Origin of the sequence: Empedobacter tilapiae (genome assembly GCF_004785645.1) — a bacterium.
GTDB classification, from domain to species: domain Bacteria; phylum Bacteroidota; class Bacteroidia; order Flavobacteriales; family Weeksellaceae; genus Empedobacter; species Empedobacter tilapiae.
Map to the genome: position 1 here is coordinate 269,640 of NZ_SRPE01000004.1, position 24,708 is coordinate 294,347.

A 24,708-nucleotide genomic window follows, 5' to 3' on the forward strand; every position below is an offset into this window, starting at 1 on the left:
TTTGTTATTATTTTTTACTTTTACGAACCAAAAATAACAATAATATGGCTTCAGGAATATTTGCAATTTTAGATGATATTGCAGCATTGATGGATGATGTAGCAGTTACAAGTAAAGTAGCAGCGAGTAAAACAGCAGGAATTTTAGGAGATGATTTGGCTGTAAATGCTGAGAAAGCAACGGGATTTTTGTCTTCGCGTGAAATACCAGTTTTATGGGCAATTACAAAAGGTTCTTTTATTAATAAACTGATTATAGTTCCTATTGTTTTGACACTAAATCATTATATGCCAGAAGTAATAAAATATGTTTTGATTTTGGGAGGTTTTTATTTGGCTTTTGAAGGTGTTGAGAAAATAATTGAGTTTATATTTCATCGAGCTAAAAAAGGAACAGAAGTTATTGATGATGATAAAAAAGAAGTTTCAGAAAAATCAAAAGTGAAATCAGCTATTATTACAGATTTTATCTTATCTATAGAAATTGTGATTATTGCGTTGAGTACGGTTTTAGAACAACCAATGATGACACAAGTTTTTACAGTTTCTTTAATTGCAATATTAGCAACTGTAGGTGTTTACGGAATAGTTGCATTAATAGTTCGTATGGATGATGCTGGTTTTAAATTAATAAAAGCTTCTCATGATAAAGGGGCTGTTTCCAAATTAGGACACTTTTTGGTAGATGGATTACCATATGTAATTAAAATTTTGGGTGTTGTAGGAACAATTGCTTTATTGTTAGTCTCTGGTCAAATTTTTGTTCATAATATAGAATATATTCATCATCATTTACCTCAAAATATTCCTGCTATAATTAGTGAAGCATTGGTTGCTTTAGTAGCTGGTTTATTAGTTGTATTAATTGTTACAACTTTTAAGAAGATTTTTAAATTGAAAAGTACACATTAAAGAATAAAAAAGAGAGCTATTATAGCTCTCTTTTTTATTTAAAAATTGTATTTTGATTTCCTTCTGGAGGGTTTATATCTTCTTCTGATTTTATAATTGTTTTCTTTCTAGAAGAAGGTGGTGGAGGTGAAATAATTTCTTCATTAGTAACTTTAGGCTCATCAATAACTGTTGTATTACTTTGTACTTCAGTTTTTAGAGTTTTAGATTTTCTTAATTTATCCAATAATCGTTTCGCTTGTTTTGCTTCTTCTGTTCCATCATAAGCTGTTGCTACAACTTCCAATGCTTGCTCAAATTCTTCTTGCGTTGCGGTTTGCTTCAAAGCATAAGCATTTAATAAAACAAATTTTGCTACAATAATTTCAGTTGGAAATTTTATAATTGCTTCCTGAACTTTTTTCTTTACATCTTCGTATTTTTCTTCTTTGTACAGATCATAAGCAATTTTATATGCTTCTACAGCTTCTTTTGTTTCTGGAGTAATATATTCAACTTCAGGATTTAAAATATAACCAGCATATATTGTATTTGGATAATTTGTAAGTATTTCGTTTTTGTATTGATCTTCTAATTTTTTATCACGATTTTTATAAATACGATATAATTGATAAGTTGCTTTTAATTTTACATCTTCCGATTTTGGAGGTGTAGCAACTAATGCTTTTAATTCTTTTCCAGCTAATTCACTATTATTAAATGTATCAAAATAGCCAATTCCTAGGGCTAATTGAGTTGTATCACGTACAATTTTTAAATCATTTAATGCTTTTTGAGTTGTAGGTATTTGTTCTAAATAATAATCTATTTCAAAGCGTCTTGGATCACCAGCTGCAATTTGACCTGTCAATTCAGCTTGTTTATCTTCAATAACAGTACTAATAGCATTAGAATTTCTCCAATTATCTTTCAGAGAAATCCCTCCCCAAATACGTTGAAATTCTGCTTGTCCAGAAGATTTTAAACCTTGATTATAAAAATAAAATTTACCTTTATCAGTATTATTAAAACTTGAAGTAAAACTTGCTGTTTTGGTTTCTAATTGAAATGTTTCCATTTCTTTTCGTTCTTCTTCCGCTTGCTTTTCTTCCTTTTTCTTTAATTTTTCAATATAATCCGTGAAAAATTTTGATTGATCTTCTCTTGAAAGAGAAGCGATTTTTAAGATAGAATCATTTTTCTGAACTAAATAATGCTTTTCCATTAATTTTTTCAGAACATCATTTCGTTTCTGAATTCGTGTTTGATCTTCTTTTAAATTATAACTTGTTTGTGCAGAATCATAATAAGCAGATGCATAAACATAATCGTTTTGTTTAAATTTTATATCACCATAATTTTCAAAAGCGCGTCCACGAATATATGGATCTGACATTGGTTCTTTCAAACTTAATTTTGCATATTTGACAGCATCGTCCATTTTATCAGCTCGGAATGCTATTTCTGAAATACCATAATACAATTCATTCTTTTTAGAAGAATAAATTCCTTTTTTGGCAATATCAAGTAGATTTTGTTTGTAATTAGAATAATTGTTAATCTTAGGATCAAAATTTGCAGCAATAGCTAGTTGCGACTTAATCTCCATATCGAACCCAGGACTCATTTTATATACTTTAGTAAAAGCTTCTCCTGCTTCTTGTTGTTTTCCTAACTTAGAAAAAACTTGTCCCATTGTATAAAATAAACGAATTCGTTCTTCTTTATTTGTAGAAAAATATTCTGCTTTTTGCAAAGGATCTAAGGCTTCTTCGTACTTTTTTTGATCAATTAAGAATTGAGCATAAGTACGAGCAATCATTGTTTTTAGCTCTTTACTTTTGTAAGGATCACTTTCATATAATTTTTGCAAAGTTTCGGCTCCATCAAAGTAGTTTCCACCTTTTATCTCTGCAACGGTTTTATATACATTTGCTTCTTGTGCATATTTAGAGTCTTTGAAATTTTTGACAACATAATTTAATGCATCAAGTGCTTCAAAATATTTTTGTTGATAAAAAAGAGATTTTCCAATCAAAAGATAAGCACGTCCCATTAAAGGATTTTTTTCCTGTCCTTTAATTAACATCGAATGTTTTTCAATAGTTTTAGAAGCCTTTGCTTCAACCGCAGCAAATCCGATAGGTTTTTCTACTCTATCTTGATTATTACGATTTCCTCCACCAAAGTTAAAGTTTGGTGATTCCATACTTCCAAGATTAGTAGAATCAGAAACAGAAAAATATTCTATTTCAACAGGTAAAATCTTTGAATAGTTTTCTATATAATTTGTTTGTAGTTCTGTGTTCTTTTTGTCTAACTCTTCTTCAGCATTAAATACTCCATTAAACCACGATGTCATTTTATGATATTGTCGGTTTTTGAAATTATTTTTTTGTGTAGAACAGCCGATTAAAAAACTTGCGGCGAATATACTCAGTACAATCTTTTTCATGATAGTGAATAAAAACAAATCTACAATAAAACGTTCGATTAGAAAAAATCTTGTATCCTTCAAAAAAATAAGATAATTTTATATAGAATAGAAATAATAAAGAAGCGACTTTTAACGAAGTGATTATAAAATGATAGCTAACGTTTTAGCTTTAATGTGATTAGTGATTTGACTAAGAAAAATCATTGCAATTGTTGTTAAATTATTTAGAATATTCGTTTAAATTCGACCAATAATAATGTTTTAAAGGAACAGCATGAAAGCTTTTTTAGCGAAAATTTTTGCAAAATACATTGTCAATAAAGAACAAAAGTGGATAAATAACCCGCTAGAAACACAAGACAAAATTCTAAATGAATTAATTGTTGCAGCAAAAAATACAAAGTTTGGAATTGATCATCATTTTAATTCAATCAAAAATTATGAAGATTTTAAATTACAAGTTCCAATCAATGATTATGAAGGTTTGAAACATTATTTTGATGAAGTAATTGAAGGGAAACCTGATATTCTGTGGCCTGGAAAACCCCTCTATTTAGCTAAAACTTCAGGAACTACTTCTGGAGCCAAATATATTCCGCTTACAAAAGAGTCTGTTCCATCGCATATAAATTCTGCTCGAAACGCTTTGTTATTTTATATTAATGAAACAAACAATTCTAATTTTGTTGATGGAAAAATGATTTTCTTACAAGGAAGTCCAATTCTTGAAGAGAAAAATGGATTGAAAGTAGGTCGACTTTCTGGAATTAGCGCACATTTCGTTCCAAATTATTTGCAAAAGAATCGCTTACCATCTTATGAAACAAATGTGATTGAAGATTGGGAAACGAAAGTGGATAGAGTAGTGGATGAAACCGTAAAAGCAGATATGACGTTGATTTCTGGAATTCCACCTTGGTTGATTATGTATTTTGAACGATTGATTAAAGTTTCTGGAAAAGAAAACGTTCAGTCAATTTTTAAAAATTTACAACTAATGGTGACAGGAGGAGTAAATTATGAACCTTATAGAGAAAAAGTTAATCAATTAATAGGTCGAAAAATAGATTGCATTCAGACATATCCAGCTTCAGAAGGATTTATTGCGTATCAAGATTCTCAAAAAAGTGATGATCTATTACTTTTATTGAACAATGGAATGTTTTATGAATTTGTACCTGTTGATGAATTTTTTGATGAGAATCCAACTCGCATTTCACTAAAAGATGTGGAAGTAGGAAAAGATTATGTCTTAATCTTGAATACAAATGCAGGTTTGTGGGGATATAATATTGGTGACACAGTTCGTTTTACTTCAACAAAGCCATATAGAATTGTAGTTTCTGGACGAATTAAACATTATACATCTGCTTTTGGGGAACATGTAATTGGTCACGAAGTTGAACAAGCATTGCAGAAAACATTAGAAAAATATCCAGCGAGTGTAAACGAATTTACGGTTGCGCCACAAGTTAATCCAGTAGAAGGTTTACCTTATCATGAATGGTTTATAGAATTTGATCAGAAACCACAAAATATAGAGGAATTTAATCATGAATTGGATACACAAATGCGTAAGCAAAATACATATTATGATGATTTAATAACAGGTAATATTTTGAGATCTCTTGTTATTACAGAGATTAATAAAGATGGATTTCAATATTATATGAAATCTATTGGAAAGCTAGGAGGACAAAATAAAGTTCCGCGTTTGTCTAATAATCGCGAAATTGCAGATGAATTTTACAAACTTAATTTAATTCAAAGAAATTGAATACACACACAACAATAGATAAAATGATTTACAAAACTGTAAAAAGTTCATTAGTAACTTTTTCACAATTAATGCTTCCATCGCATTCCAATTTTAGTGGGAAAATTCATGGTGGATTCATTCTTTCTTTACTTGATCAAATTGCATTTGCATGTGCTTCTAAATATTCAGGAAAGTACTGTGTAACAGCATCTGTTGATCGAGTAGATTTCTTAACACCAGTAGAGGTAGGAGAGTTATTAACGCTAAAAGCTTCTGTTAATTATGTAGGGAGAACATCAATGGTAGTAGGAATTAGAGTTGAAAGTCAGAATATTCAAACAGGAGAAATCAAACATTGTAATTCATCTTATTTCACAATGATTTGTAAAGAAGAAAATGGAGAAAAAGCAGAAGCTCCAAAATTAATTTTAAAAAATTTGAATGAAGTTCGACGATTTTATAAAGCTTTGCACCGAATAGAAGAACATCGCAATGCTAAGGAACAAATAAAAGATCCTATTGATTATAAATCGCAAGTTTTGATTGATCATTTATTGAATAATCACTTTGTAAAAATAGAACTAGATTAAAAAAATATATAAAAAGACTCGATTATTTATAATTGAGTCTTTTTATATATTTGAAACAATTGTAAACTAGTTTTATTGAAATTAATTATTTGCTAATGCAGAGAAGTAAAACAGTAACAAAATTATTGAAATTTGGATATTTCTAAAAATTAGGCATTGTATTTGTGTTGTGTGTTTTTAACTACCTAATGACTTTGCCTTTCAACTAAATTTTAATATTGTAAAATTACAAGAATGAAAGTGTTATTTAAATCATGTTTATTGATTATTTTTTTGACTAGTTCTATAAACATATTAGCGAAAACAAATAATAAACAACTTGCCAATATAGAAAATAGTGAAATTTCCAGATCATCAAATCCTATTAATTTGTATGGAGCTGCTGTATTTCTTGTTGTTGCTTTATGTGCTTATCGTTTCAGAAAAAAAATTATTTAATCCTAATAGTAAGAAAATCTATTCTCTAAATAAATCAATAATCTTTAACTTTACCGAATGAAATATCTAATTTTATTGGGTTTAGTTTTAGTGTTTTTTTTGATTTATAAGAGATTAAATTTTAGAAAAAATATTGAAAAAAAAGAGATAAAAGAACCAAATGTATCTTTTATTAATGTTAAAAAATCAGATTGTAAGGAGAAGGTAATTACAGAAAAGAATACCCCTTATGATTTTTTGATTTCTTCTATTACTAAAAAAGATAACACTTTAGAATTATTAGTATCTATACGAAATCATACTGAAAAGACTATACGTATTAATTTATTAGAAGCAATTTATTTTTCAGCCGATTTACGACAAGCTTTTACTGCAGATGTTACATTTTATGGAGAATTAAATATGGGAACAAATGATATTTTACTTAAAAATACAATTCTTCCAAATTCACATGTGATTCGAAATATTTATTTTTTTGAACATGATTTTTTAGTTTTCGATGAAAACGATTATGTAGAAATAATATTGGAAATCAATCAAAAAAAGTATAAATTTAAACAAACACTTTTAGAATCTAATTTAGATTCGATTAAATTCATACAAAAATCATAGTTCATGAATTAGATACTATGCTTAATTTTGCAGCCAAGAATTAGTTTATATGAAACATTTACAATTGATGCTAGGAAGTGTAATGCTTTTTGGTTTAACAGCATGTCAAACACCAAAAGTAATTACACAGGAACAACCTAAATCAGCTACATATCAAAGTTTACAAGTTGATGGAAAAATATATGCCGCTTTTTTTCAGCAAAGAGCAGCAGAATATCAAGCTTTAAGTCAACAAGCTTATAATGTCGCAAAATTTCGTTTAGATGAAGCAATTGCTAATAAAGGTAGTAAACCTTTAGCTATTGTAACTGATATAGACGAAACTTTTTTGGACAATTCTTATTATGCAGTAGAAATGGCAAAACAAGGGAAAACTTGGTCACAAGACACTTGGGCTAATTGGACTTCTAAAGGAGTTGCTACACCTTTGGCTGGATCTTTAGAATTTTTTCAATATGCTGCGAATAAAGGGGTTCAAATTTTTTATATTACAAATAGATACGAAGTAGAACGTCCAGGTACTTTAGCTAACTTACAAAAATATAATTATCCATTACAAAGTCCTCAAAATTTAATTTTAAGAAGTAAGGAAAGTAGTAAAGAAACTCGTCGTCAGAATGTTGCAAAAGATTATGATATTGTATTATTATTAGGAGATAGTCTAACAGATTTTTCAAATTTGTTTGATAATCATAAGTCAGAAAAAGAAAGAGCAGCAGCTGTAGAAACATTGAAATCTGAATTTGGAAAGCGTTTTATTGTTTTACCAAATGTAGGATATGGCGATTGGGAATCTGCTATTTTTAATTATAAGTATAATTTGACTCAAGAACAAAAAGATTCTATTTTATACGAAGCAGCAAAAGAAATGCCAAGTAAATAATAAATAAAAAAACCTCTTAGTTAGAGGTTTTTTTTATTTTAAATGATCCAATAACATTTCTGCTGTAGCAGGATTAGTAGCTAGAGGAATGTTGTGTACATCACATAATCTTAATAACATATTTACATCTGGTTCATGAGGATGTTTTCCCATTGGATCTCTAAAAAAGAAAACCATATCAGTTTTTCCTTCCACAACGCGAGCAGCAATTTGCGCATCACCTCCTAAAGGGCCAGATAGATAACGAGTAACTTTCAAGCCAGTTTGTTCAGCATATTTTCCTGTTGTTCCAGTAGCAATAAACGTAATATTATTTTTGTTTAAAGCTTCTTTATGTTTCATTAAAAAGTTGACCATTTCAGCTTTTTTACCATCGTGGGCGATTAATGCAATTTCCATATATTTTTTCTATTTAATCTAAAATCTTACTTTTGTACAAATTTAATAGAACAATCTTAAATATTGATTTGTTTTAAGAATTATAAATAGTAATACGACTATGAAATTTAATTTATTAACGGTTAAAGAAATTGTAAAATTAACAGAAGATGCTGTTCAAATTTCATTTGATGTACCTGAAGAGTTACACGAAGAATACAATTTTTTACCAGGACAATATATCACACTAAATATAAATGGAGAACGAAGAGATTATTCTTTATGTGTTTCTCCTAATGATAAAAAATGGAGCATTGGTGTAAAATCTCAACCAAATGGAAAGGTTTCTAATTACCTTTTTAATGATTTAAAAGTTGGTGATCAAATAGAAGTTTCTACACCTAGTGGACGTTTTACGATTCCTACAAAACCAAACGAAAAACGTACTTTATTAGCTTTTACAGCAGGTAGTGGAATTACACCTATTATGAGTATGTTAGAGTTTACTTTACAAACTGAAGAATGGGTTAATTTTCATATATTTTATGTAAATAGAGACGAAAATTCAATTATGTTTAAAGAACGTTTAACGGAATTGAAACAACAATATCCAAACAATGTTTTTATTCATCACTTTTACACAAGACAGGATCAAGAGAACTTTATTTACAATGGGCGAATTGATGAGAAAAAATTTGATTTAATCTTAAATCAAATCATTGATATAAATGAAGTTGACGAAGCAATGATTTGTGGTCCAGAGGAAATGATTTTAACTTTAGCGAAGAAAATAAACGAAGCGGGAATTATAGAAAAGCATATTCATTTTGAAATGTTTAATCCATCAATCAAAACAGAAGATATTTTTACGAAACATGACGAAGGTCCCCAAACGGTAAAAGTAACTGTAACACTTGATGGAGAAACTTCTGAAGTGACTTGGGATAGAGGAAAAAACTTGATTGACACAATGTTAGATGCAGGAATAGATGCACCTTATTCTTGTAAAGGAGGTGTTTGTTCTTCATGTATGTGTAAGGTAACAGAAGGAGAAGTTCATATTGGAGATAATTATGTATTGACGGATTCTGACTATGAAGAAGGAATGACATTAGCGTGCATTTCTAGACCAAAATCTGCTACTTTATCAATTGATTTTGATGAGGTTTAAATGTTTTAAATACTATTATAAAAAAAGCGGTTCTATTTTGAACCGCTTTTTTTATAATAATTATTAGATTATTTTAGTTTTTTTGTAACATACATTTTCTCTGCTAATTGAACCGCTTTGTATGCATCAACAACACCTCCTGTTACAGAAATATCTGTTAAAGCAGGATTTTTATTGACTGATTCTAATAAAATTTGTTTGATATCAATAGCAGTTAATTTTGGATAATGAGCCCAAACTAAAGCAGCAACACCAGCAACAACTGGAGAAGCCATAGAAGTTCCGCTCTCATTTTTGTATTCTCCTTCTTTATTTGGAACAGTTGAATAAATATCATTTCCTGGTGCAAAAACATCAACTGATTTTTTACCAAAGTTAGAGAAGCCAGCCTTCAAATTATCATTATCCATAGTATTAGCTCCAACAGTTATCACATTTTTAGAAACAATAGCTCCATTACCATCAAATACTGTTGGATAATGCACTTCTTCGTCTATATTTATATTATCATTCCCAGCAGCTTTTATCAACAAAAGTCCTTTCTTTTCAGCATATTTAAATGCATCCCAAACGATTTGTTTATCTGGAGAATATGCTTTTCCAAAAGACATATTTAAGACTTTTGCTCCATTATCTGCTGCATAACGAATGGCATTTGCAACGTCTTTATCTCGCTCATCTCCATTAGGAACTGTACGAACTGACATAATTTTTACATAACCATTTCCTGCTATACCATCCATACCAATTCCATTTCCAGATTTGGCTGCAATAATTCCAGAAACATGTGTTCCATGTGTTGAATCAGGACCATCTACATCATTATTTCCATAAATATGTTCCGATTTGTTAGCATAATTATCACCAACAATTGGACGAGGATCTAAATCAGTATTCAAGTTTATTTCTACTTGCTCTTTGTAGTATTTTGCTCCACCAGAAATTTCATCAGTCATTTCTTTCAAGAAATCTTTCATCGATTTTCCTTCCCAAGCTTCTTTTGGAACCATACCGAAAATTATCATTCCTTGCTGAGCTTCTTTAGATGTTGGTTTAAATGAAATCATATTTTTTTCGTTCAGATCTCTTTCTCCCCATTCTTTGACTAATGCAGGAAAAGCTACTTTAAAAATTTCGTTCATTTGTCCGTATTGAGCAGCTCCTTGTTTTGCTTCGGCTAACTTATTTTCGAACTCAGCTTTGATTTTTTGATATTCTTCAAATTCTTTTGGAAACTTAGTTTTATTTGAAGTGGCATTCGTACTTTTTTCGAACAGATCCTGGTATTTCACAAAAAGTCGTGTTAACTCTAATGTATCTCCGTCAACGTTTTTACCATCTTTTCCTCCAATAAAATTCCAACCATGAATATCGTCTATATAACCATTTTTATCATCGTCGATTCCATTACCTGCAATTTCTTTAGTATTGGTCCAAATATTATCCTTTAAATCAGGATGAGTAATTTCTACTCCAGAATCTAAAACACCAACGATTAATTGAGAAGGTTTACGTTTTTTCGATTCTAAAAATTGCAAAGCTTTTTGAGTATTTACACCATAAACACCACTTTCCTCAAAAGATTCATGTTGCCAATATTTTTGATCAACTTTAGGTAGTGGTATTGCTGCTGTTTCTTGGGCATAAGATGTTATTCCAAAAAACATCGCAACAGATATACTTAACAAGAATTTTTTCATAATTAATTTTAATAAAATAAGTCGTATAATCAATAAAATTGTTACACGTTGAGTTTTTGATAATATTTTATGCTGCAAAAAAGACTCCAAAATAGAAGTTTTTCTTAATAATTAATTTAAATAATTGTTATTTAAATATTTATATATTGTAAAATACAAAATGAAGACAAGAATAATTTTCTGAAATTTAAAAGAAAAGCAGTTTTAAAACGATAATCTCCATTTGATGAGCTAAAATTTAATTATATTATTTAAAAACCATTTTGCGTGTATGTAATTTTTTAGTTTGTATTTCTAATTTTTCCTGGTGTTACAGCAAAAGTTTCTTTAAATTTTCTATTAAAATATTCAACATTATTAAACCCACATCTATAACTTATCTCAGAAATTGTTAGATTTTGATTGTTAGACGATAGAATTGAATGTGCGTACTCTAATCTTTTATGGATAATGAAATGATTGGGAGAACAACCAAAATTTTCTTTAAATTTTAAGAATAATTTTGATTCGCTCATACAAGCTAATTTAGCTAACTCTTCAATTTTTATTTTGGATTTAAAGTTTGTATTAATATAATTAATTACTTCAAAAAGAGGATTGTTTTGAGATATAGACAAATCAATTAATAACTTTCTAGCTTTTGATTGTAGGATAAGATAAGTAAGCTCTTTCATTTTTAACTGAAAAATATAATCCAATTGATTAACCTTTTCTTTAAGAGATGTTCGATCATTTAATAAGTTAAAAAAACTATTGATTAATAAACCTTCTTCAGAAACAAAGTAGTTTAATATTTCATTTTGATCTCCTCCAATCACGTCTAACCAATCTTTGTTCTGAATAGATGTTAATTCATCATAAAACTCTGTTACAAAATTCTCGTCAATAGATAATATTGCACATTTCAAAGGATTTTCTAAAGATGCAGATTCAACGTCAACGGTTAATGTTTGTTTCTTTTCTGGAATTAATATTTTTTTTGTGCCAAATTCAAAAATTTCATCTTTCCATTTTATTTGTTTTTCACCTTGTAACATCATAGAAATAGAAGGACTATCAAAGTTGAAATGAAGTCCTTTAAAAGGAACATTTGTTTCATATAAGCATATTTCTCCGTAGGGTATACTATACACTGTTTTATGTTCTATTTTTTCCATGTGGCGAGTTTTAATTTTGTGAAAATTGTAGAATAAATCAATCATTTTATAGGATAGTTCAATTTATTCTATATAAATATTTCAAAATTTGAATAAATGAAATTAATAAAAAATAATTCGTTATGAAAGAATATTCGTATATAATTAATGGTGTACAAAAAACATCAGATAAATTAATAGATGTAACAAACCCTGCAAATAATGAAAGTATAGGTTCTTATTATGTATCGACAATAGAGGATGTTGAAGAAGCTGTTATTAATGCAAAAAAATCTCAAGTAAAATGGGCAAGATTGTCACAAGAGGAGAGAGATCAATATATTTCAAAAATAACAGAAGTTTTAACAACAAATAAAACTTATTTAGCTGAATTGATTACAAAAGAACAAGGAAAACCATTGAGTGGACCAGGTTCTAATTTTGAAATGGACGCTTGTATTGGATGGACACAAGTGCCTACTTCTCTTCAGTTAGAAGATGGATTAATTTTTGAAGATGATACAAGAAAAGATATTCTGAAGAGAGTACCAATTGGAGTTGTTGCAGCAATAACACCATGGAATTGGCCTTTGATGATTGCAATTTGGCAAATAATTCCTTCTTTAAAAATGGGAAATACAGTTGTAATTAAACCTTCTGAATATACAACGATTGCATCTTTAGAAATGTTCAGATTAATAAACACTGTTTTACCAGCAGGAGTTTTAAATTGCGTAACAGGAGATGGAAAAATAGGTGGACATCTTACTTCTCATAAATTAGTTGGTAAGATTATGTTTACGGGTTCTATAGCTACAGGAAAAAGAATTATTGAAGCTTCAACGAATAATATGGCAAGGTTGACATTAGAATGTGGAGGAAATGATGCCGGAATTGTTTTACCTAAAACTGATTTTGATCAAATAGCAGAAGGCTTATTTTGGGGGAGTTTCTTGAATATGGGGCAAACCTGCGCAGCTTTAAAGCGTTTATATGTACATGAAAATGATTTAGAATCAGCTGTTAATGCATTAATTAATATAACAAAGAATTTTAAAATGGGAAATGGATTAAATGAAGAGAATTCGTTAGGTCCAATTCAAAATAAAATGCAATTTGATAAAGTAAATGAGTTAATTGAAACAGCAAAGAATAATCCTAATGCTAAACTATTTATTCCTGAACTAAACGTACCATCAGAAGGTTATTTTATTCCAATAACTTATATAACAGGAGTTGACAATGGTGATCCTATTGTAGATGAAGAACAATTTGGACCAGTTCTACCAATCATTACTTATAAAACTGTTGAAGAAGCAATTGAAAAAGCAAATGCATTAGAAGTAGGTTTAGGAGCTTCTGTCTGGGGATCAGATTCTAATCAACTGGAAGAAATAGTATTGCAATTGGAAGCTGGAACAGTCTGGATAAATCAACATGGAGCTATTCATCCTTTTGTACCTTTTGGAGGTGTAAAACAATCAGGATATGGCGTTGAGTTTGGAATTGAAGGACTTAAAGCAGTTACATTACCTAAAATAGTTAGTTATAAAAAATAATAATTTCAAAAAACCATATAAAAATGACAAATACATACGATTACATTGTAATTGGAGCTGGTTCTGCAGGAGCAGTAGTAGCTTCTCGCTTAGCTGAAAATCCTCAAATTAATATATTACTTTTAGAAGCTGGACCATCAGATTTAGCAGATGAAATACAATCTCCTGCAAAATGGCCTTTAATTTGGAACACGCAACGAGATTGGGCTTACCATACAATTCCACAAGAAAATGCAGGAAATACAACTAAATATTGGCCACGTGGAAAAACGTTAGGAGGTTCTAGCGCAATCAATGGAATGATATATATACGTGGAGCAAAAGAAGATTATGATAATTGGGCATATAAGGGGTGTTATGGTTGGGATTACGAAAGTGTTTTACCTTATTTCAAAAAGTCTGAAGCCTACGAGTTAGGAGCAGATGAAACACACGGAGGAGAAGGTCCTATGGCAGTAACTAAAATTAAAGAACCTAATCCTATTTCTATTGCAGCAATTAATGGCTGTAAAGAGTTAGGATATCCTACAACAGATGATTTTAATAAAAATATTTGGGGAGCAGGATTAAATGATCTTTCTGTAACAAAGGACGGTATTCGTTGTTCTACAGCAGAAGCTTTTTTGAAGCCACATTTAAGTAAAGAAAATTTAACCATTCTTACAGAAGCAACAGTTAATAAATTAATTATAGAAGATAATAAATGTATAGGTGTAGAATATGAAAAAGAAGGAAAATTAGTACAAGAAACAATTAATAATGAAGTTATATTGTCTGCAGGAACAATAGGTTCTGCACAAATATTAATGCTTTCAGGAATTGGAGATCAAGATGAATTAAAGGAAGCTGGAATTCAGCCTATTCATCATTTGCCTGGTGTAGGAAAAAATCTACAAGATCATTTATTATGTAGTGTTATCTTCGAAGCTAAGCAAGATATCGTTCCAGCAAAAGCAAACTTATTAGAAGCACAAATTTTTTGGAAAAGTAGACCAGAACTAAAAGTTCCAGATATGCAACCTTTGTTCATGGCTTTACCTTATTATGCACCTGGCTTTGAAGGACCAGAAAATGCATTTACATTTTGTGCAGGCATTATTCGACCAGTATCAAAAGGATTTATCAAGTTGAAATCAAATGATCCTAAAGATACACCGATTATAGATCCTAATTATTTAGCTGAACAAGCTGATGTAGATGCTTTATATGAAGCGGTACAACTTTGTCGAAAATTGGGATATACAGATGCTTTAAAGGATTGGATGAAAGAAGAAGTATATCCTGGAAAAAATAAAACCAAAGAAGAAGTAATAGACTACATTAGAAAAGCTTCAAGTACATATCATCATATGACAGGAACTTGCAAAATGGGAATTGATCAATATGCTGTAGTCGATCCAGAATTGTGCGTACACGGAATTAAAGGTTTACGAGTTGCGGATGCATCAATTATGCCAGATGTTCCTTCTGGTAATACAAATGCACCTGCAATTATGGTGGGTGAAAAAGCTGCCGACATGATTAAAGAAACGTATGAAAAATTAAGTGAAATAGAAATGTAAATATTTGTAATTCTTTTACTTAAAAATTTAAAGATAATAATATAGATAAATAACTTCTACAGACTAATTCTCATAATTAGATTAAAAAGTCTGTTGAAGTTTATTTTATCTAGTCACAGTGTTTTAACAATTAGTAATTTATTAAAATATTATAGTTGTTTAATTATTTTTTTTAACAGATATTTAAATCTTAATTATATAAAACACTAATCCTAAGATGAAGAAAATAACAATTTTATTGGCAATAGGAATGGTATTTTTTGCTTGTAAACAAACTACAAAAGAAGACAAAAATTCCATTGAAATAATAGAAGTTGATTCTAGCAAAGATTCGATTACAAACGAATCTAAAACAAAATTTAATATTGAAAATATTCCTTATTCAAATGCGGATTTAGGAGACTTCCCATTTTTTACTTTACCAAAGGGATTAAAATCATTAAATAAACCATTACAAAAAAACTTCGATATATGTTTTTTTCCAATTGACGGAATAATGACTCCATTTGAAGGGAAATTGTATAAAATATTCGTGAGCGCTGAACAAGGAGAGCAATTTTCGAAACGATATTTTGAAAAAAGTATGGAAGACTACTTGATTTCAATAGGTGCAGTAAAAGTTTTTGATGGAGAAATAGGACGAGAAGAATATGATCGTTACAATAAAGAAGATCCAAATAAAGGTGATGAAGGAGATATGGGATATGCAGAAGAAAATATTAAGTTTTATGTAATTAGAAGCAAAGAAAAAGGAAATATTTATATACAATTTTCTGCTAATAATGAAGGAGGAAAATTAAATATATTGCAAGAAGAAAGTTTAAAGCAAACAATTACTAAAGTATCTGCGGCTGATATTGTAAAAGACCTCACTGAAAAAGGAAAATCCATTCTATATATAAATTTCGATGTAGATAGATCTACTGTAAAACCAGAAGGGAATGAGGTGATAACACAAATAGCTGAAGCATTGAAGAAGGATCCAAATTTGAAAATATCAATTGAAGGACATACAGATAATTCAGGAGAAGCTACACATAATAAAAAACTTTCTACAGATCGGGCAAATGCTGTTATGTCTATATTGATAAAACAAAACATAGACAAATCTCGTTTATCTGCTAATGGTTATGGAGCAGAAAAACCTTTAGTAGCAAATGATTCAGAAGACAATAAAGCTAGAAATAGACGAGTTGAATTAGTGAAAACTAATTAACATATATTAGCTCTTTTTTATTAAAAGAGCTTTTTATTTTACTATAATTATTTAATATTGAAAATGCAGATACGACAATTAGCAAAACAAGATACAAACGATTTATTAAAAGCCATTAATGGAGCTTTTGCAGATTACATTGTTCCTTTTCAACTGAATGATGAGCAGTTACAGTTTAAAATTGAGTCGGAAAATATTTTATTAGAATGGTCTATTGGAGTTTTTGATTCCGATCAATTGGTTGCTTTTATCATGCACGGAATCAGAACAGAAAATGGCAAAACAATTGTGTACAATGCAGGAACAGGTGTATTATCGAAGTATCGCGGACAAGGTTTGGTTGGTAAAATGTACGATTATATTCAACCGTTTTTTAAAGAAAATAAAGTCAATCAGCATGTTTTAGAAGTTATCGAGAACAATCAATCTGCCATAAGAGCTTACGAAAAAAATGGATTCTATATCAACCGAAAATTACTTTGTTTTAGTGGTAAATTACAAGTAAAATCTCATTCAAATATAGCTTTGATTCAACCTTTAAATGAATTTTTATGGAATGATTTTCAGCTGTTTTGGGATATTTCTCCGAGTTGGCAAAGTGCTGAACTGAGTATGAATAATGCAAAACCAACTGCATTAGGTGCTTTTATAGAAGATGAATTAGTAGGTTACGTTTTGTTTAATTCTGCTAAAAATCGAATTTATCAAATAGCAGTAAAACCTCAAGAAAGAAGAAAAGGAATCGCAAAACAATTGGTAGTAGAAGTAAATAAGCAATTATCTGATGGAACCATACAAATAAATAATGTTGATGAAGCAGCCGAAAACCTAAAAATATTCTTAGAAAAACAAGGTTTAGTGAACGATATCAATCAATTTGAAATGGTAAAGAGTTTATAATCCGAACAAAATAGTATGATTAGAAAAGCACAATTGAGCGATTTACAAAGGATAAAAGAACTTTATTTTCAGTTGTTTAATCAAATGGAAAAATATGAACCTTTTTATATGGAAAAGACTCATCAAGATGAAGAATTTTTAAAAAAGGTTATTGCAGAAGAAGATTTTTTTACTGCATTTGTTTATGAATCAGCAAAAAAAGTCGAAGGTTTTGCGATTACACATCAACAAGAAAGTTTGCCTTATAATTGTTTTGTTCCACTAAAATGTTTGTATTTAATGGATATTGTGGTCGATGAAAATGCTCGCGGAAAGGGAATTGGAACAGCTTTATTGAATCAAGTTAAAATATTTGCAAAAGAAAATAAAGTTGATTATTTAGAATTAAATGTTTTGGCTAAAAATAAGTTGGCAGAAGCTTTATATATACGCGAAGGTTTTGAAAACTATAGTAAATCAATGCGTTTAAAAATCGATAATGTTTAGAAATAACAAAACAATTTATCGTATTTATAAGTAAATTAGTTGGGTCTAATAATTATGAAAATGTCCAACGAATTTAAAATTCAAATTAGAAAAATCACGATTAACGATTTCGATTTTGTCTACAATTCAATTTGCGATCTTGGAAACGAAGCTTTTGATGTTAATCTTTTTAAAGAAATTTTTGTCGAAAATATTTCAAATCAAAATTACGTGTATTTAATTGCTGAAATCGAAGATGAAAAAGTAGGATTAATTAGCTTTCACGTACAAAATTTGTTACATCATTGCGGTTTAGTTGGCGAAATTCAAGAGTTTTATATTTCTAAATCTTACAGAGGAAAAGGTGTTGGAAGAAGTCTTATTCATAAGATTATAGATTTTTCGAAAACACATAATCTAAAAAGTATAGAAGTTACAACCAATAAAAAACGAATCGAAAATGTTGCTGTTTACGAAGGATTAGGATTTAAATTAAGTCATAATAAATTCACAATCAATCTTACTTAGTTTAAAAAAATAATCCATTTCTAATGAAAAAATCTGAGATTAAAGAATTACGAAACGAACAAGATTTCAAAGACTTTTATTTGAAAGATGCTTCTTTGACATTTTGTGAAGAATGTAATGCAATTTCGTACGAACATGGAAATGGTTTTTTAGAAATTGCTCGTTTAGAAGATCTTAAAAAGCAGCAAAAACAGATTGAAGGAAAACAAACTAGAAGAAAGTTTTATAGCATTATTTTATTAACCGAAGGACGAATTGAAGAACATATTGGTCATCTAAAATATGAATTTAAACCGCAAACAATGTATTTTGTTGGTGAAAATCAATTGCATGCTGTTGAATATTGGAGCGAAGATGTGAAAGGAATTTATTGTATGTTCGATGCAGATTATTTTTTACTTTGCATTAAACATCAAATAAAACTGAATCAATTTCCTTTTTTTGATTTGGATAAGGAACCTTTTATTCAGCTTTCGGAACGTGAAACAGGAATGATGGAACATTTGTTTTGGAAACTAAATAGCGAAAAATGCCAGAAAACAACTTTTAATGATGATTTGCTTACTCGAATGTTTCTTAATGTTATTTTGTTGGAAGCCGAACGAATTTATAATAAAAAAACAACGCACGAAAATTTCTCTTTATCTCGAAAAGAACAACTAACTTCTCAGTTTCAGTTATTAGTAAATCAGCATTTTATCGAAAAAAGACAAGTGAGTGATTATGCCTATTTATTGCATGTACATCCAAATTATCTCAATGATTTGGTGAAAGAAGTTACAGGATTGCCTGCAAGTCATTTTATTCAAAAACAATTATTGCAAGAAGCAAAATCGCGATTATTACAAACAAATGATACGGTTTCTATGATTGCTTTTGAGTTAAATTTTACAGATGATTCGTATTTTAATCGCTTTTTTAAAAAACAAACTGGTTTTACTCCTTTGCAATTTCGTAAAAATCACAAGCATTAATTGAAGCATAATAAACTCTGCTTTACTAAAAATTGAAAGAGAAATTATAACATAAAAAAGTCGATATTATTATATCGACTTTTCTTTTATTTGTTTTGCCATTCAGCTTTTGTTAATCGGCTTACATATTCTACCTGATAATCATTTAAAAACGGATTAAATTGTTTTTCGATAATATGCGAATGTTTAAAACCACATTTCTCTTGTGCTCGTTTAGACTTCTCATTATCTTTAAAAAATCCGCACCAAAGTTTGGTTAGCTTTAATGTTTCAAAAGCGTGTTCTATGATTTTATTAAGCGCTTCCGGAATCAAACCTTGTCCCCAAAAAGGAACTCCAATCCAATAAGCCACTTCGCCTTCGGTTTCTGTAATCTCAAAATTACTATTTTTACCAATAAGAATACCAATGCAGCCAATAGCGCGATTATTTTCTTTTAAGGCAACTGCATAAACTTCTTTCTGAGCAAAAACAGTCTGAATAATTTCTGCACTTTCTTCTACACTTTTATGTGGCGCCCAACCTGCAATAGGTCCAACACGTTCGTCTTTTGCATAGTTGTATAAATCTTCTGCATCTGCAATTGTCCACGGACGCAAAATCAATCGTTCTGTTGTAAATTCCATTTTGTTTTTATTTTGATACAAAATTAGAAGAATGCAATCCTTTATTATAGATCATTATTTTCGTAGTTTCGGTACTTTTGAAAACTAATTGATTTAATATGTCAATAAAAGAATTAATTTTATGTAATTATAAAAACTGATTGAATGAATAAGGATATTTTTATAGAAAATAAAATAGGATTGAAATATGGTAATATGAACTTCAATCAAGCATTAGATTTTCCTTTAAAACTGTCATATCTTGTCTTAATGTACGTTAAAGATGGAAATGCTTTGGCGAGTATTAATTTTAAAATGAATATTATAGAAAAAGGATCGGTTTTGGTTTTGTCTGAAGATGATATCTTGATTATTTCTCAAAATTCGTCTGATTTTAAAATGAAATGTTTTTTAATCGACAGACCTTTTGCGAGTGAAATTGCTTTCGATTTACCTAATCATCTTTACAGTTATTTGCATCATTATCCTATTTTAAATCTTAATGAGTTGCAGTTGAAACAATTAGAATTATGGGAGCAACAATGCGATTATTTACTTCATAATATTACAGTTTATCAACGAAAAATGTTGTGTAATCATTTTCAAAATTTCTTTCTTGCAATTTCGGAACAAATAGGAGAGAGCGATTACGATTTGAACAAAAAGTTTAGTAGGAAAGAAGAATTGTGTTGGAAGTTTTGGGATTTGATTGGTACTTATGCAAAACAACATCGCGATGTTGCTTTTTATGCCGATAAACTTTGTATTACGCCATTTTATTTATCTCAAATAACGAAAGATTTTTTGAATTATGCACCAAAAGATTTGATAAATAGACAAGTTATTCTTGAAATTAAACAGCTTTTGAAGACTCCAAATAAAAGTATAAATGACATTGCGCAAGAACTACATTTTGAAGATCCTTCTTATATGGGACGTTATTTTAAACGCGAAACCAAACAATCACTTACAGATTTTAGACGAAGTTTATAAAGAGTAAATATTCTATTTCTATAAAAATCTTTGATTTGTACCATTTTATCCTTAGTTTTTAAAAGAAGAAATATTAAGACGCCTTGTAATTTTGTCTTGTTAAATTATAAGATATGTCAAACATAGAAACAAAAAATCCTGAAACAGAAAGTCTTGAACTTTTACAATTTTATGCAGAATGGTGCCAGCCTTGCAGAATGATGATGCCTGTAATTGCATCTATTCAACAAAAACAATACGACTGGTTAACTATAAAACAAATCGATGTTGATGCCGAATCTATTATTGCGAATCAGTTTAATATTCGTTCTATTCCAACATTTGTAGCAATCAAAAATAATAAAGAAGTTTGGAGAAAAGCAGGAATGATAAACGAAAATGAGTTGTTAGAAATACTTCGATCATTAAAATAAAACAAATGAACACTTTATTTCAAATCATTGGCTATTCGATATTTATTGGAGTAGGAGCCACATTATTTATGGATATTTATGCGGTTTTAGTTAAGCGATTTTTTAATATTTCATCTTTAGATTACGCTATTGTTGGTCGTTGGATAGGAAATTTTAAAAATGGAATTTTTGTACATCAAAATATACTTCAATCCGAAAAAGTAAAAAGAGAACGAATAATCGGATGGATTTCGCATTATGTTATTGGTGTTTCATTCGCATTTTTGTTGTTATGGATTTACGGAATAAATTGGCTTAAAAATCCTACTTTTTTTCCTTGTATTATATTAGGAATTGCCACAACAATAGCTCCTTGGTTTTTAATGCAACCGGCTTTTGGTTTCGGTTTTGCAGCATCTAAAACTCCGAATCCAGCTGTTTCTAGATTAAGAAGTTTACAAGCACATTTTATTTACGGATTAGGCTTGTATTTAGCAGCGTTGTTGTTGAGTTGTTTTTTGAATAAAAGTTATGATTGATATTTGGTTCTTATTTGCCAAATGGCAATTGTCATGTGATTGAATGCTTATACTTTTGCTTGTATAAATCGTTATAAAAATGAATACAGCAAAAATGGATATCCTAGTTGGACTTCAATGGGGAGATGAGGGAAAAGGAAAATTTATAGATCATATTTGTCCTAATTATGATATCATAGCACGTTTTAATGGAGGTTCAAATGCAGGACATACCATTTTTTGGAATGAAAAAAAAGTGACGTTAAAACAGTTACCTTCAGGAGTTTTTTATTCACATGTTCAAAATGTCATTGGAACAGGAACTGTTGTTAATCCAAGTCAATTAAGAAATGAAATCGAGCAGTTGTCACTTACTTATCCTAAACTTATTTTTAAGGAACGTTTATTTATTTCTAAAAAAGCTCATTTAGTGTTGCCAACTGATCCATATTGGGATATCTATTTCGAAAATTCGGATGATTATCGTACAATCGGAACTACTAAAAATGGAATAGGATGTGCATATTCTAATAAAACTCGAAGACAAGGTTTTAGAATCTCAGATATCTTTCAAACAGAATTCACAAATACTATAAAGAAAGCAATTCATTTTGCATATACGGAATTAACGGAGAAAGGAGTAGAAATGATTGATTTCGATTCAATGATGATGAAGTTTCTAGCTGATATAGAATTTTTAAAAGAACTATCTATTATTGATACGGAACTTTTTCTTAATTCATCTCTTAACTTAGGTAAACGAATTTTAGCAGAAGGAGCGCAAGCAACGATGTTAGATATTGATCATGGGACTTACCCATTTGTAACTTCTTCTAATACGATTGCATCTGCTGCTTGTGTTAGTTTAGGTGTGTCTCCTTCTAAAGTGGGAGAAATATTTGGTGTATTTAAAGCATACGTAACGCGAGTTGGAGATGGTCCATTTCCGAGTGAGTTAAAAGATGAGCTAGAAGATGAACTTCGCACAAAAGGACATGAGTTTGGTTCTAATACAGGAAGACCACGTCGAATAGGTTGGTTAGATCTTCCAGCTTTAAAATATGCAGTGATGCTTAATGGAGTTACTCAACTTATTATGACGAAAGCAGATGTGCTAAATGAAATGGAAGTTGTACAACTTTGCGAGCATTATGAAATAGATAATAAATCACAGGAAATAGCAGCTATGGATGATACATTCTCTTTAGCTTTACCTAAATGGAAAAGGTTTGAAGGTTGGAAAACAAATTTTTCAGCTATTTCAAAAGAAGAAGAATTACCAAAGGAATTACTTGCATATATTTCATTTTTAACAAATCAGTTACAAACTCCGTTGAATTATCTCTCTATTGGACCAAAAAGAGAAGATATCATTTCATTGTCAGAAAATTAAAAAAGAAGATAAAACAATTTAATTAAAAGAAAATAATTCCTGTTTGGTAATTTTTCTGAGCAGGAATATTTGTACTTTTAAATGATATGAAAGAGCTTATTGCGTTTATAGAAAAATTTGGTTTTATTAGTGAGACTGAAAAACAACTCATTATAAGTTTGTTTAAATTGGTAGAAATACCAAAAGGAACTTATTTCGTGGAACACGGAAACATTAGTAAAAAAATTGCATTTGTTGATGAAGGTGTATTTCGTTCGGTTTATTACAATAAAAAAGGAGACGATTTTACCAACTATTTTATTTACGAAGGACGTTTTATTGGTGATCTTCATAGTTTTCAAGAACAAACTCTCTCTAATGATTTTATTGAAGCAATTACTGATGCAGTAGTTTGGTCTATTGATTATGATTGTTTTACAATTTTAGAACAACAAATTGCTATCTGGCCTTTGTTAATGAGTAAACTGTATGCTTTTGTTGCAGAAAGTAAACTTAAAACAGCAAGCACAATGAAAAATTTAGATGCAACCAATCGTTATCATCTTTTTTTGGAACATTATCCAGGTTTAGCAAATCGTGTCCCGTTAAGTATGCTTGCAACTTATCTAGGAATTACATCTTCTTCTCTTAGTAGAATAAGGCGTAATGGATGATTATTCTGCTTATTAAATCGAATGTGTAGAATTTAAAACCAACAACATTTTTTATTTTGTTGAATAGAAGGACATTTCATGTTTCCATAACTACAAAATATGCAGCAGTCACCTTTTTTGGGTTTTAAAATTTGTTTACAGTTTTTACATTCATAAAAATATGCACAGGAATTCGTTGGCATTATTTCTTCTTTTTCATATTTGCAGTTTGGACAAATAAGGATTGAGTGTAAATTAATTTTCATCTAAATTATACCAAGGATTATACATTTTGCTATTAAATCAAATAGTAGAACTATAAACTGAGAATGCTAAATACTTAAAAATAGAAATATTAATTAGTTTTATTATACTTTTCCATTAATTCAATATTTTGTTGAAGTGTTCTTTCGGTTTGAATAATATCTAAAAGAATCATTTTTAAAGTTTGTTTTTTGTTTTTATCTGTCTCATTTATATTTGAATATAAAAAACTCATTAAAAAATCACTTTTATTGTTCAATGTTTGTTTTAATTCTTCGATATCAGAGAGCGTAGTTATTTTATTATAATCAATTAAATCAATTTTTGTATTAGAAACAGATTTCCAAGCGCTAATTTTTATTCTCGGAATATAGATTCCTTTAGATCTCATAACCACATCTAAAATCGTTATATTTTGATGAGTAGAATAAAATTCTAATGAATCGATTAAAGATTCTTGTTGAGGAATGGTTACGATAATATCTTCTTTTGACTCTTTTAACTCTTGGCTTATAGTTGAAAATACTTGATTAATATAAGCTTCATCTTTTCGTTCAGAATTCCATTCATTAATGAAAAGAGCAATTAATATACCTGCGATTACAGGAATAATATCTTTTAGAAATAGAACTGTATATTTTTTAAACTTTTCTTTCATCAAAATGAGTTTATACGATAAATAATAATGTTTTTTAGAATTGTAAGAGATTAGC

At 29.3% G+C, this 24,708-nt stretch carries 26 protein-coding genes; 19 read left to right on the plus strand and 7 right to left on the minus strand.

All coding sequences use genetic code 11. From position 1 onward, the window contains the following. The first annotated feature begins 44 nt into the window (after positions 1-44). Positions 45-911 carry a DUF808 domain-containing protein gene (locus tag E4J94_RS07195; RefSeq protein ID WP_135835173.1) on the plus strand — a complete coding sequence of 289 codons (867 nt, stop codon included), beginning with the start codon at positions 45-47 and terminating at the stop codon, positions 909-911. A 34-nt stretch (positions 912-945) separates the two neighbouring features. Here E4J94_RS07195 and porW read toward each other — a convergent pair whose 3' ends face one another. After that, positions 946-3,345, minus strand: coding sequence for a type IX secretion system periplasmic lipoprotein PorW/SprE (gene porW, locus E4J94_RS07200; RefSeq protein ID WP_135835174.1), 2,400 nt, complete (start codon positions 3,343-3,345; stop codon positions 946-948). Positions 3,346-3,601: 256 nt separating this feature from the next. On the opposite strand from porW, the gene E4J94_RS07205 reads away from it, so the two are divergent. The 5 genes from E4J94_RS07205 (at position 3,602) to E4J94_RS07225 (ending at position 7,609) form a co-directional block, all read left to right on the plus strand. After that, positions 3,602-5,104: a GH3 family domain-containing protein gene (locus E4J94_RS07205; protein ID WP_135835175.1), complete on the plus strand. Its 1,503-nt coding sequence runs from the start codon at positions 3,602-3,604 to the stop codon at positions 5,102-5,104. Positions 5,105-5,127: 23 nt separating this feature from the next. Next, positions 5,128-5,676: an acyl-CoA thioesterase gene (locus E4J94_RS07210; RefSeq protein ID WP_135835229.1), complete on the plus strand. Its 549-nt coding sequence runs from the start codon at positions 5,128-5,130 to the stop codon at positions 5,674-5,676. A gap of 234 nt (positions 5,677-5,910) precedes the next feature. Then, positions 5,911-6,114, plus strand: coding sequence for a hypothetical protein (locus E4J94_RS07215; RefSeq protein ID WP_135835176.1), 204 nt, complete (start codon positions 5,911-5,913; stop codon positions 6,112-6,114). Between the two features lie 57 nt (positions 6,115-6,171). Beyond that, positions 6,172-6,726 (plus strand): hypothetical protein, encoded by a 555-nt coding sequence (locus E4J94_RS07220; protein WP_135835177.1) that lies wholly within the window; start codon positions 6,172-6,174, stop codon positions 6,724-6,726. Between the two features lie 49 nt (positions 6,727-6,775). Next, positions 6,776-7,609, plus strand: coding sequence for a 5'-nucleotidase, lipoprotein e(P4) family (locus E4J94_RS07225; RefSeq protein WP_135835178.1), 834 nt, complete (start codon positions 6,776-6,778; stop codon positions 7,607-7,609). 33 nt (positions 7,610-7,642) lie between these two features. Here the strand turns inward: E4J94_RS07225 and E4J94_RS07230 are convergent, their stop codons facing one another. Continuing rightward, positions 7,643-8,008, minus strand: coding sequence for a methylglyoxal synthase (locus E4J94_RS07230; protein ID WP_019973715.1), 366 nt, complete (start codon positions 8,006-8,008; stop codon positions 7,643-7,645). Between the two features lie 100 nt (positions 8,009-8,108). On the opposite strand from E4J94_RS07230, the gene E4J94_RS07235 reads away from it, so the two are divergent. Continuing rightward, positions 8,109-9,158 carry a 2Fe-2S iron-sulfur cluster-binding protein gene (locus tag E4J94_RS07235; protein ID WP_135835179.1) on the plus strand — a complete coding sequence of 350 codons (1,050 nt, stop codon included), beginning with the start codon at positions 8,109-8,111 and terminating at the stop codon, positions 9,156-9,158. Between the two features lie 68 nt (positions 9,159-9,226). On the opposite strand, the gene E4J94_RS07240 is transcribed toward E4J94_RS07235, so the two are convergent. Together E4J94_RS07240 and E4J94_RS07245 are read right to left on the minus strand one after the other, a co-directional pair. Then, complete coding sequence (locus E4J94_RS07240; RefSeq protein ID WP_135835180.1) at positions 9,227-10,858, minus strand: S8 family serine peptidase; 1,632 nt, start codon at positions 10,856-10,858, stop codon at positions 9,227-9,229. Positions 10,859-11,139: 281 nt separating this feature from the next. Beyond that, a complete protein-coding gene (locus E4J94_RS07245) occupies positions 11,140-12,015 on the minus strand; it encodes a helix-turn-helix domain-containing protein (protein ID WP_168801838.1) in 876 nt (291 codons plus the stop codon). Between the two features lie 122 nt (positions 12,016-12,137). Here E4J94_RS07245 and E4J94_RS07250 point away from each other — a divergent pair, with 122 nt between their 5' ends. The 7 genes from E4J94_RS07250 to E4J94_RS07280 all read left to right on the plus strand — a co-directional run bounded on the left by E4J94_RS07250 (position 12,138) and on the right by E4J94_RS07280 (position 19,198). Continuing rightward, positions 12,138-13,553: an aldehyde dehydrogenase family protein gene (locus E4J94_RS07250; RefSeq protein ID WP_135835182.1), complete on the plus strand. Its 1,416-nt coding sequence runs from the start codon at positions 12,138-12,140 to the stop codon at positions 13,551-13,553. 23 nt (positions 13,554-13,576) lie between these two features. Further along, positions 13,577-15,115 (plus strand): GMC family oxidoreductase, encoded by a 1,539-nt coding sequence (locus tag E4J94_RS07255; RefSeq protein ID WP_135835183.1) that lies wholly within the window; start codon positions 13,577-13,579, stop codon positions 15,113-15,115. Between the two features lie 217 nt (positions 15,116-15,332). Beyond that, positions 15,333-16,331, plus strand: a complete 999-nt coding sequence (locus E4J94_RS07260; RefSeq protein WP_135835184.1) for an OmpA family protein — start codon at positions 15,333-15,335, stop codon at positions 16,329-16,331. A gap of 63 nt (positions 16,332-16,394) precedes the next feature. Then, positions 16,395-17,231: a GNAT family N-acetyltransferase gene (locus tag E4J94_RS07265; RefSeq protein ID WP_135835185.1), complete on the plus strand. Its 837-nt coding sequence runs from the start codon at positions 16,395-16,397 to the stop codon at positions 17,229-17,231. A 15-nt stretch (positions 17,232-17,246) separates the two neighbouring features. Beyond that, complete coding sequence (locus E4J94_RS07270; protein ID WP_135835186.1) at positions 17,247-17,717, plus strand: GNAT family N-acetyltransferase; 471 nt, start codon at positions 17,247-17,249, stop codon at positions 17,715-17,717. Between the two features lie 60 nt (positions 17,718-17,777). Beyond that, positions 17,778-18,224, plus strand: coding sequence for a GNAT family N-acetyltransferase (locus E4J94_RS07275; RefSeq protein ID WP_135835187.1), 447 nt, complete (start codon positions 17,778-17,780; stop codon positions 18,222-18,224). Between the two features lie 23 nt (positions 18,225-18,247). Continuing rightward, complete coding sequence (locus E4J94_RS07280) at positions 18,248-19,198, plus strand: helix-turn-helix domain-containing protein (RefSeq protein WP_135835188.1); 951 nt, start codon at positions 18,248-18,250, stop codon at positions 19,196-19,198. Between the two features lie 86 nt (positions 19,199-19,284). On the opposite strand, the gene E4J94_RS07285 is transcribed toward E4J94_RS07280, so the two are convergent. Next, positions 19,285-19,824 carry a GNAT family N-acetyltransferase gene (locus E4J94_RS07285; protein WP_135835189.1) on the minus strand — a complete coding sequence of 180 codons (540 nt, stop codon included), beginning with the start codon at positions 19,822-19,824 and terminating at the stop codon, positions 19,285-19,287. A 144-nt stretch (positions 19,825-19,968) separates the two neighbouring features. Between E4J94_RS07285 and E4J94_RS07290 the strand changes: the two genes are divergently transcribed. The 5 genes from E4J94_RS07290 (at position 19,969) to E4J94_RS07310 (ending at position 23,752) form a co-directional block, all read left to right on the plus strand. Beyond that, a complete protein-coding gene (locus tag E4J94_RS07290) occupies positions 19,969-20,796 on the plus strand; it encodes a helix-turn-helix domain-containing protein (RefSeq protein WP_135835190.1) in 828 nt (275 codons plus the stop codon). A gap of 113 nt (positions 20,797-20,909) precedes the next feature. Further along, a complete protein-coding gene (locus E4J94_RS07295) occupies positions 20,910-21,209 on the plus strand; it encodes a thioredoxin family protein (protein WP_135835191.1) in 300 nt (99 codons plus the stop codon). A 5-nt stretch (positions 21,210-21,214) separates the two neighbouring features. Then, entirely contained in the window at positions 21,215-21,727 is a 513-nt protein-coding gene (locus E4J94_RS07300) for a DUF2938 domain-containing protein (protein ID WP_135835192.1), read from the plus strand. Between the two features lie 79 nt (positions 21,728-21,806). Further along, positions 21,807-23,099 (plus strand): adenylosuccinate synthase, encoded by a 1,293-nt coding sequence (locus E4J94_RS07305; protein ID WP_246034272.1) that lies wholly within the window; start codon positions 21,807-21,809, stop codon positions 23,097-23,099. Positions 23,100-23,185: 86 nt separating this feature from the next. Continuing rightward, a complete protein-coding gene (locus tag E4J94_RS07310; RefSeq protein ID WP_135835193.1) occupies positions 23,186-23,752 on the plus strand; it encodes a Crp/Fnr family transcriptional regulator in 567 nt (188 codons plus the stop codon). A gap of 32 nt (positions 23,753-23,784) precedes the next feature. Here E4J94_RS07310 and E4J94_RS17820 read toward each other — a convergent pair whose 3' ends face one another. Next, entirely contained in the window at positions 23,785-23,997 is a 213-nt protein-coding gene (locus E4J94_RS17820; RefSeq protein WP_135835194.1) for a GDCCVxC domain-containing (seleno)protein, read from the minus strand. Positions 23,998-24,086: 89 nt separating this feature from the next. Next, entirely contained in the window at positions 24,087-24,653 is a 567-nt protein-coding gene (locus E4J94_RS07320) for a hypothetical protein (RefSeq protein WP_135835195.1), read from the minus strand. Between the last annotated feature and the right edge of the window lie 55 nt (positions 24,654-24,708).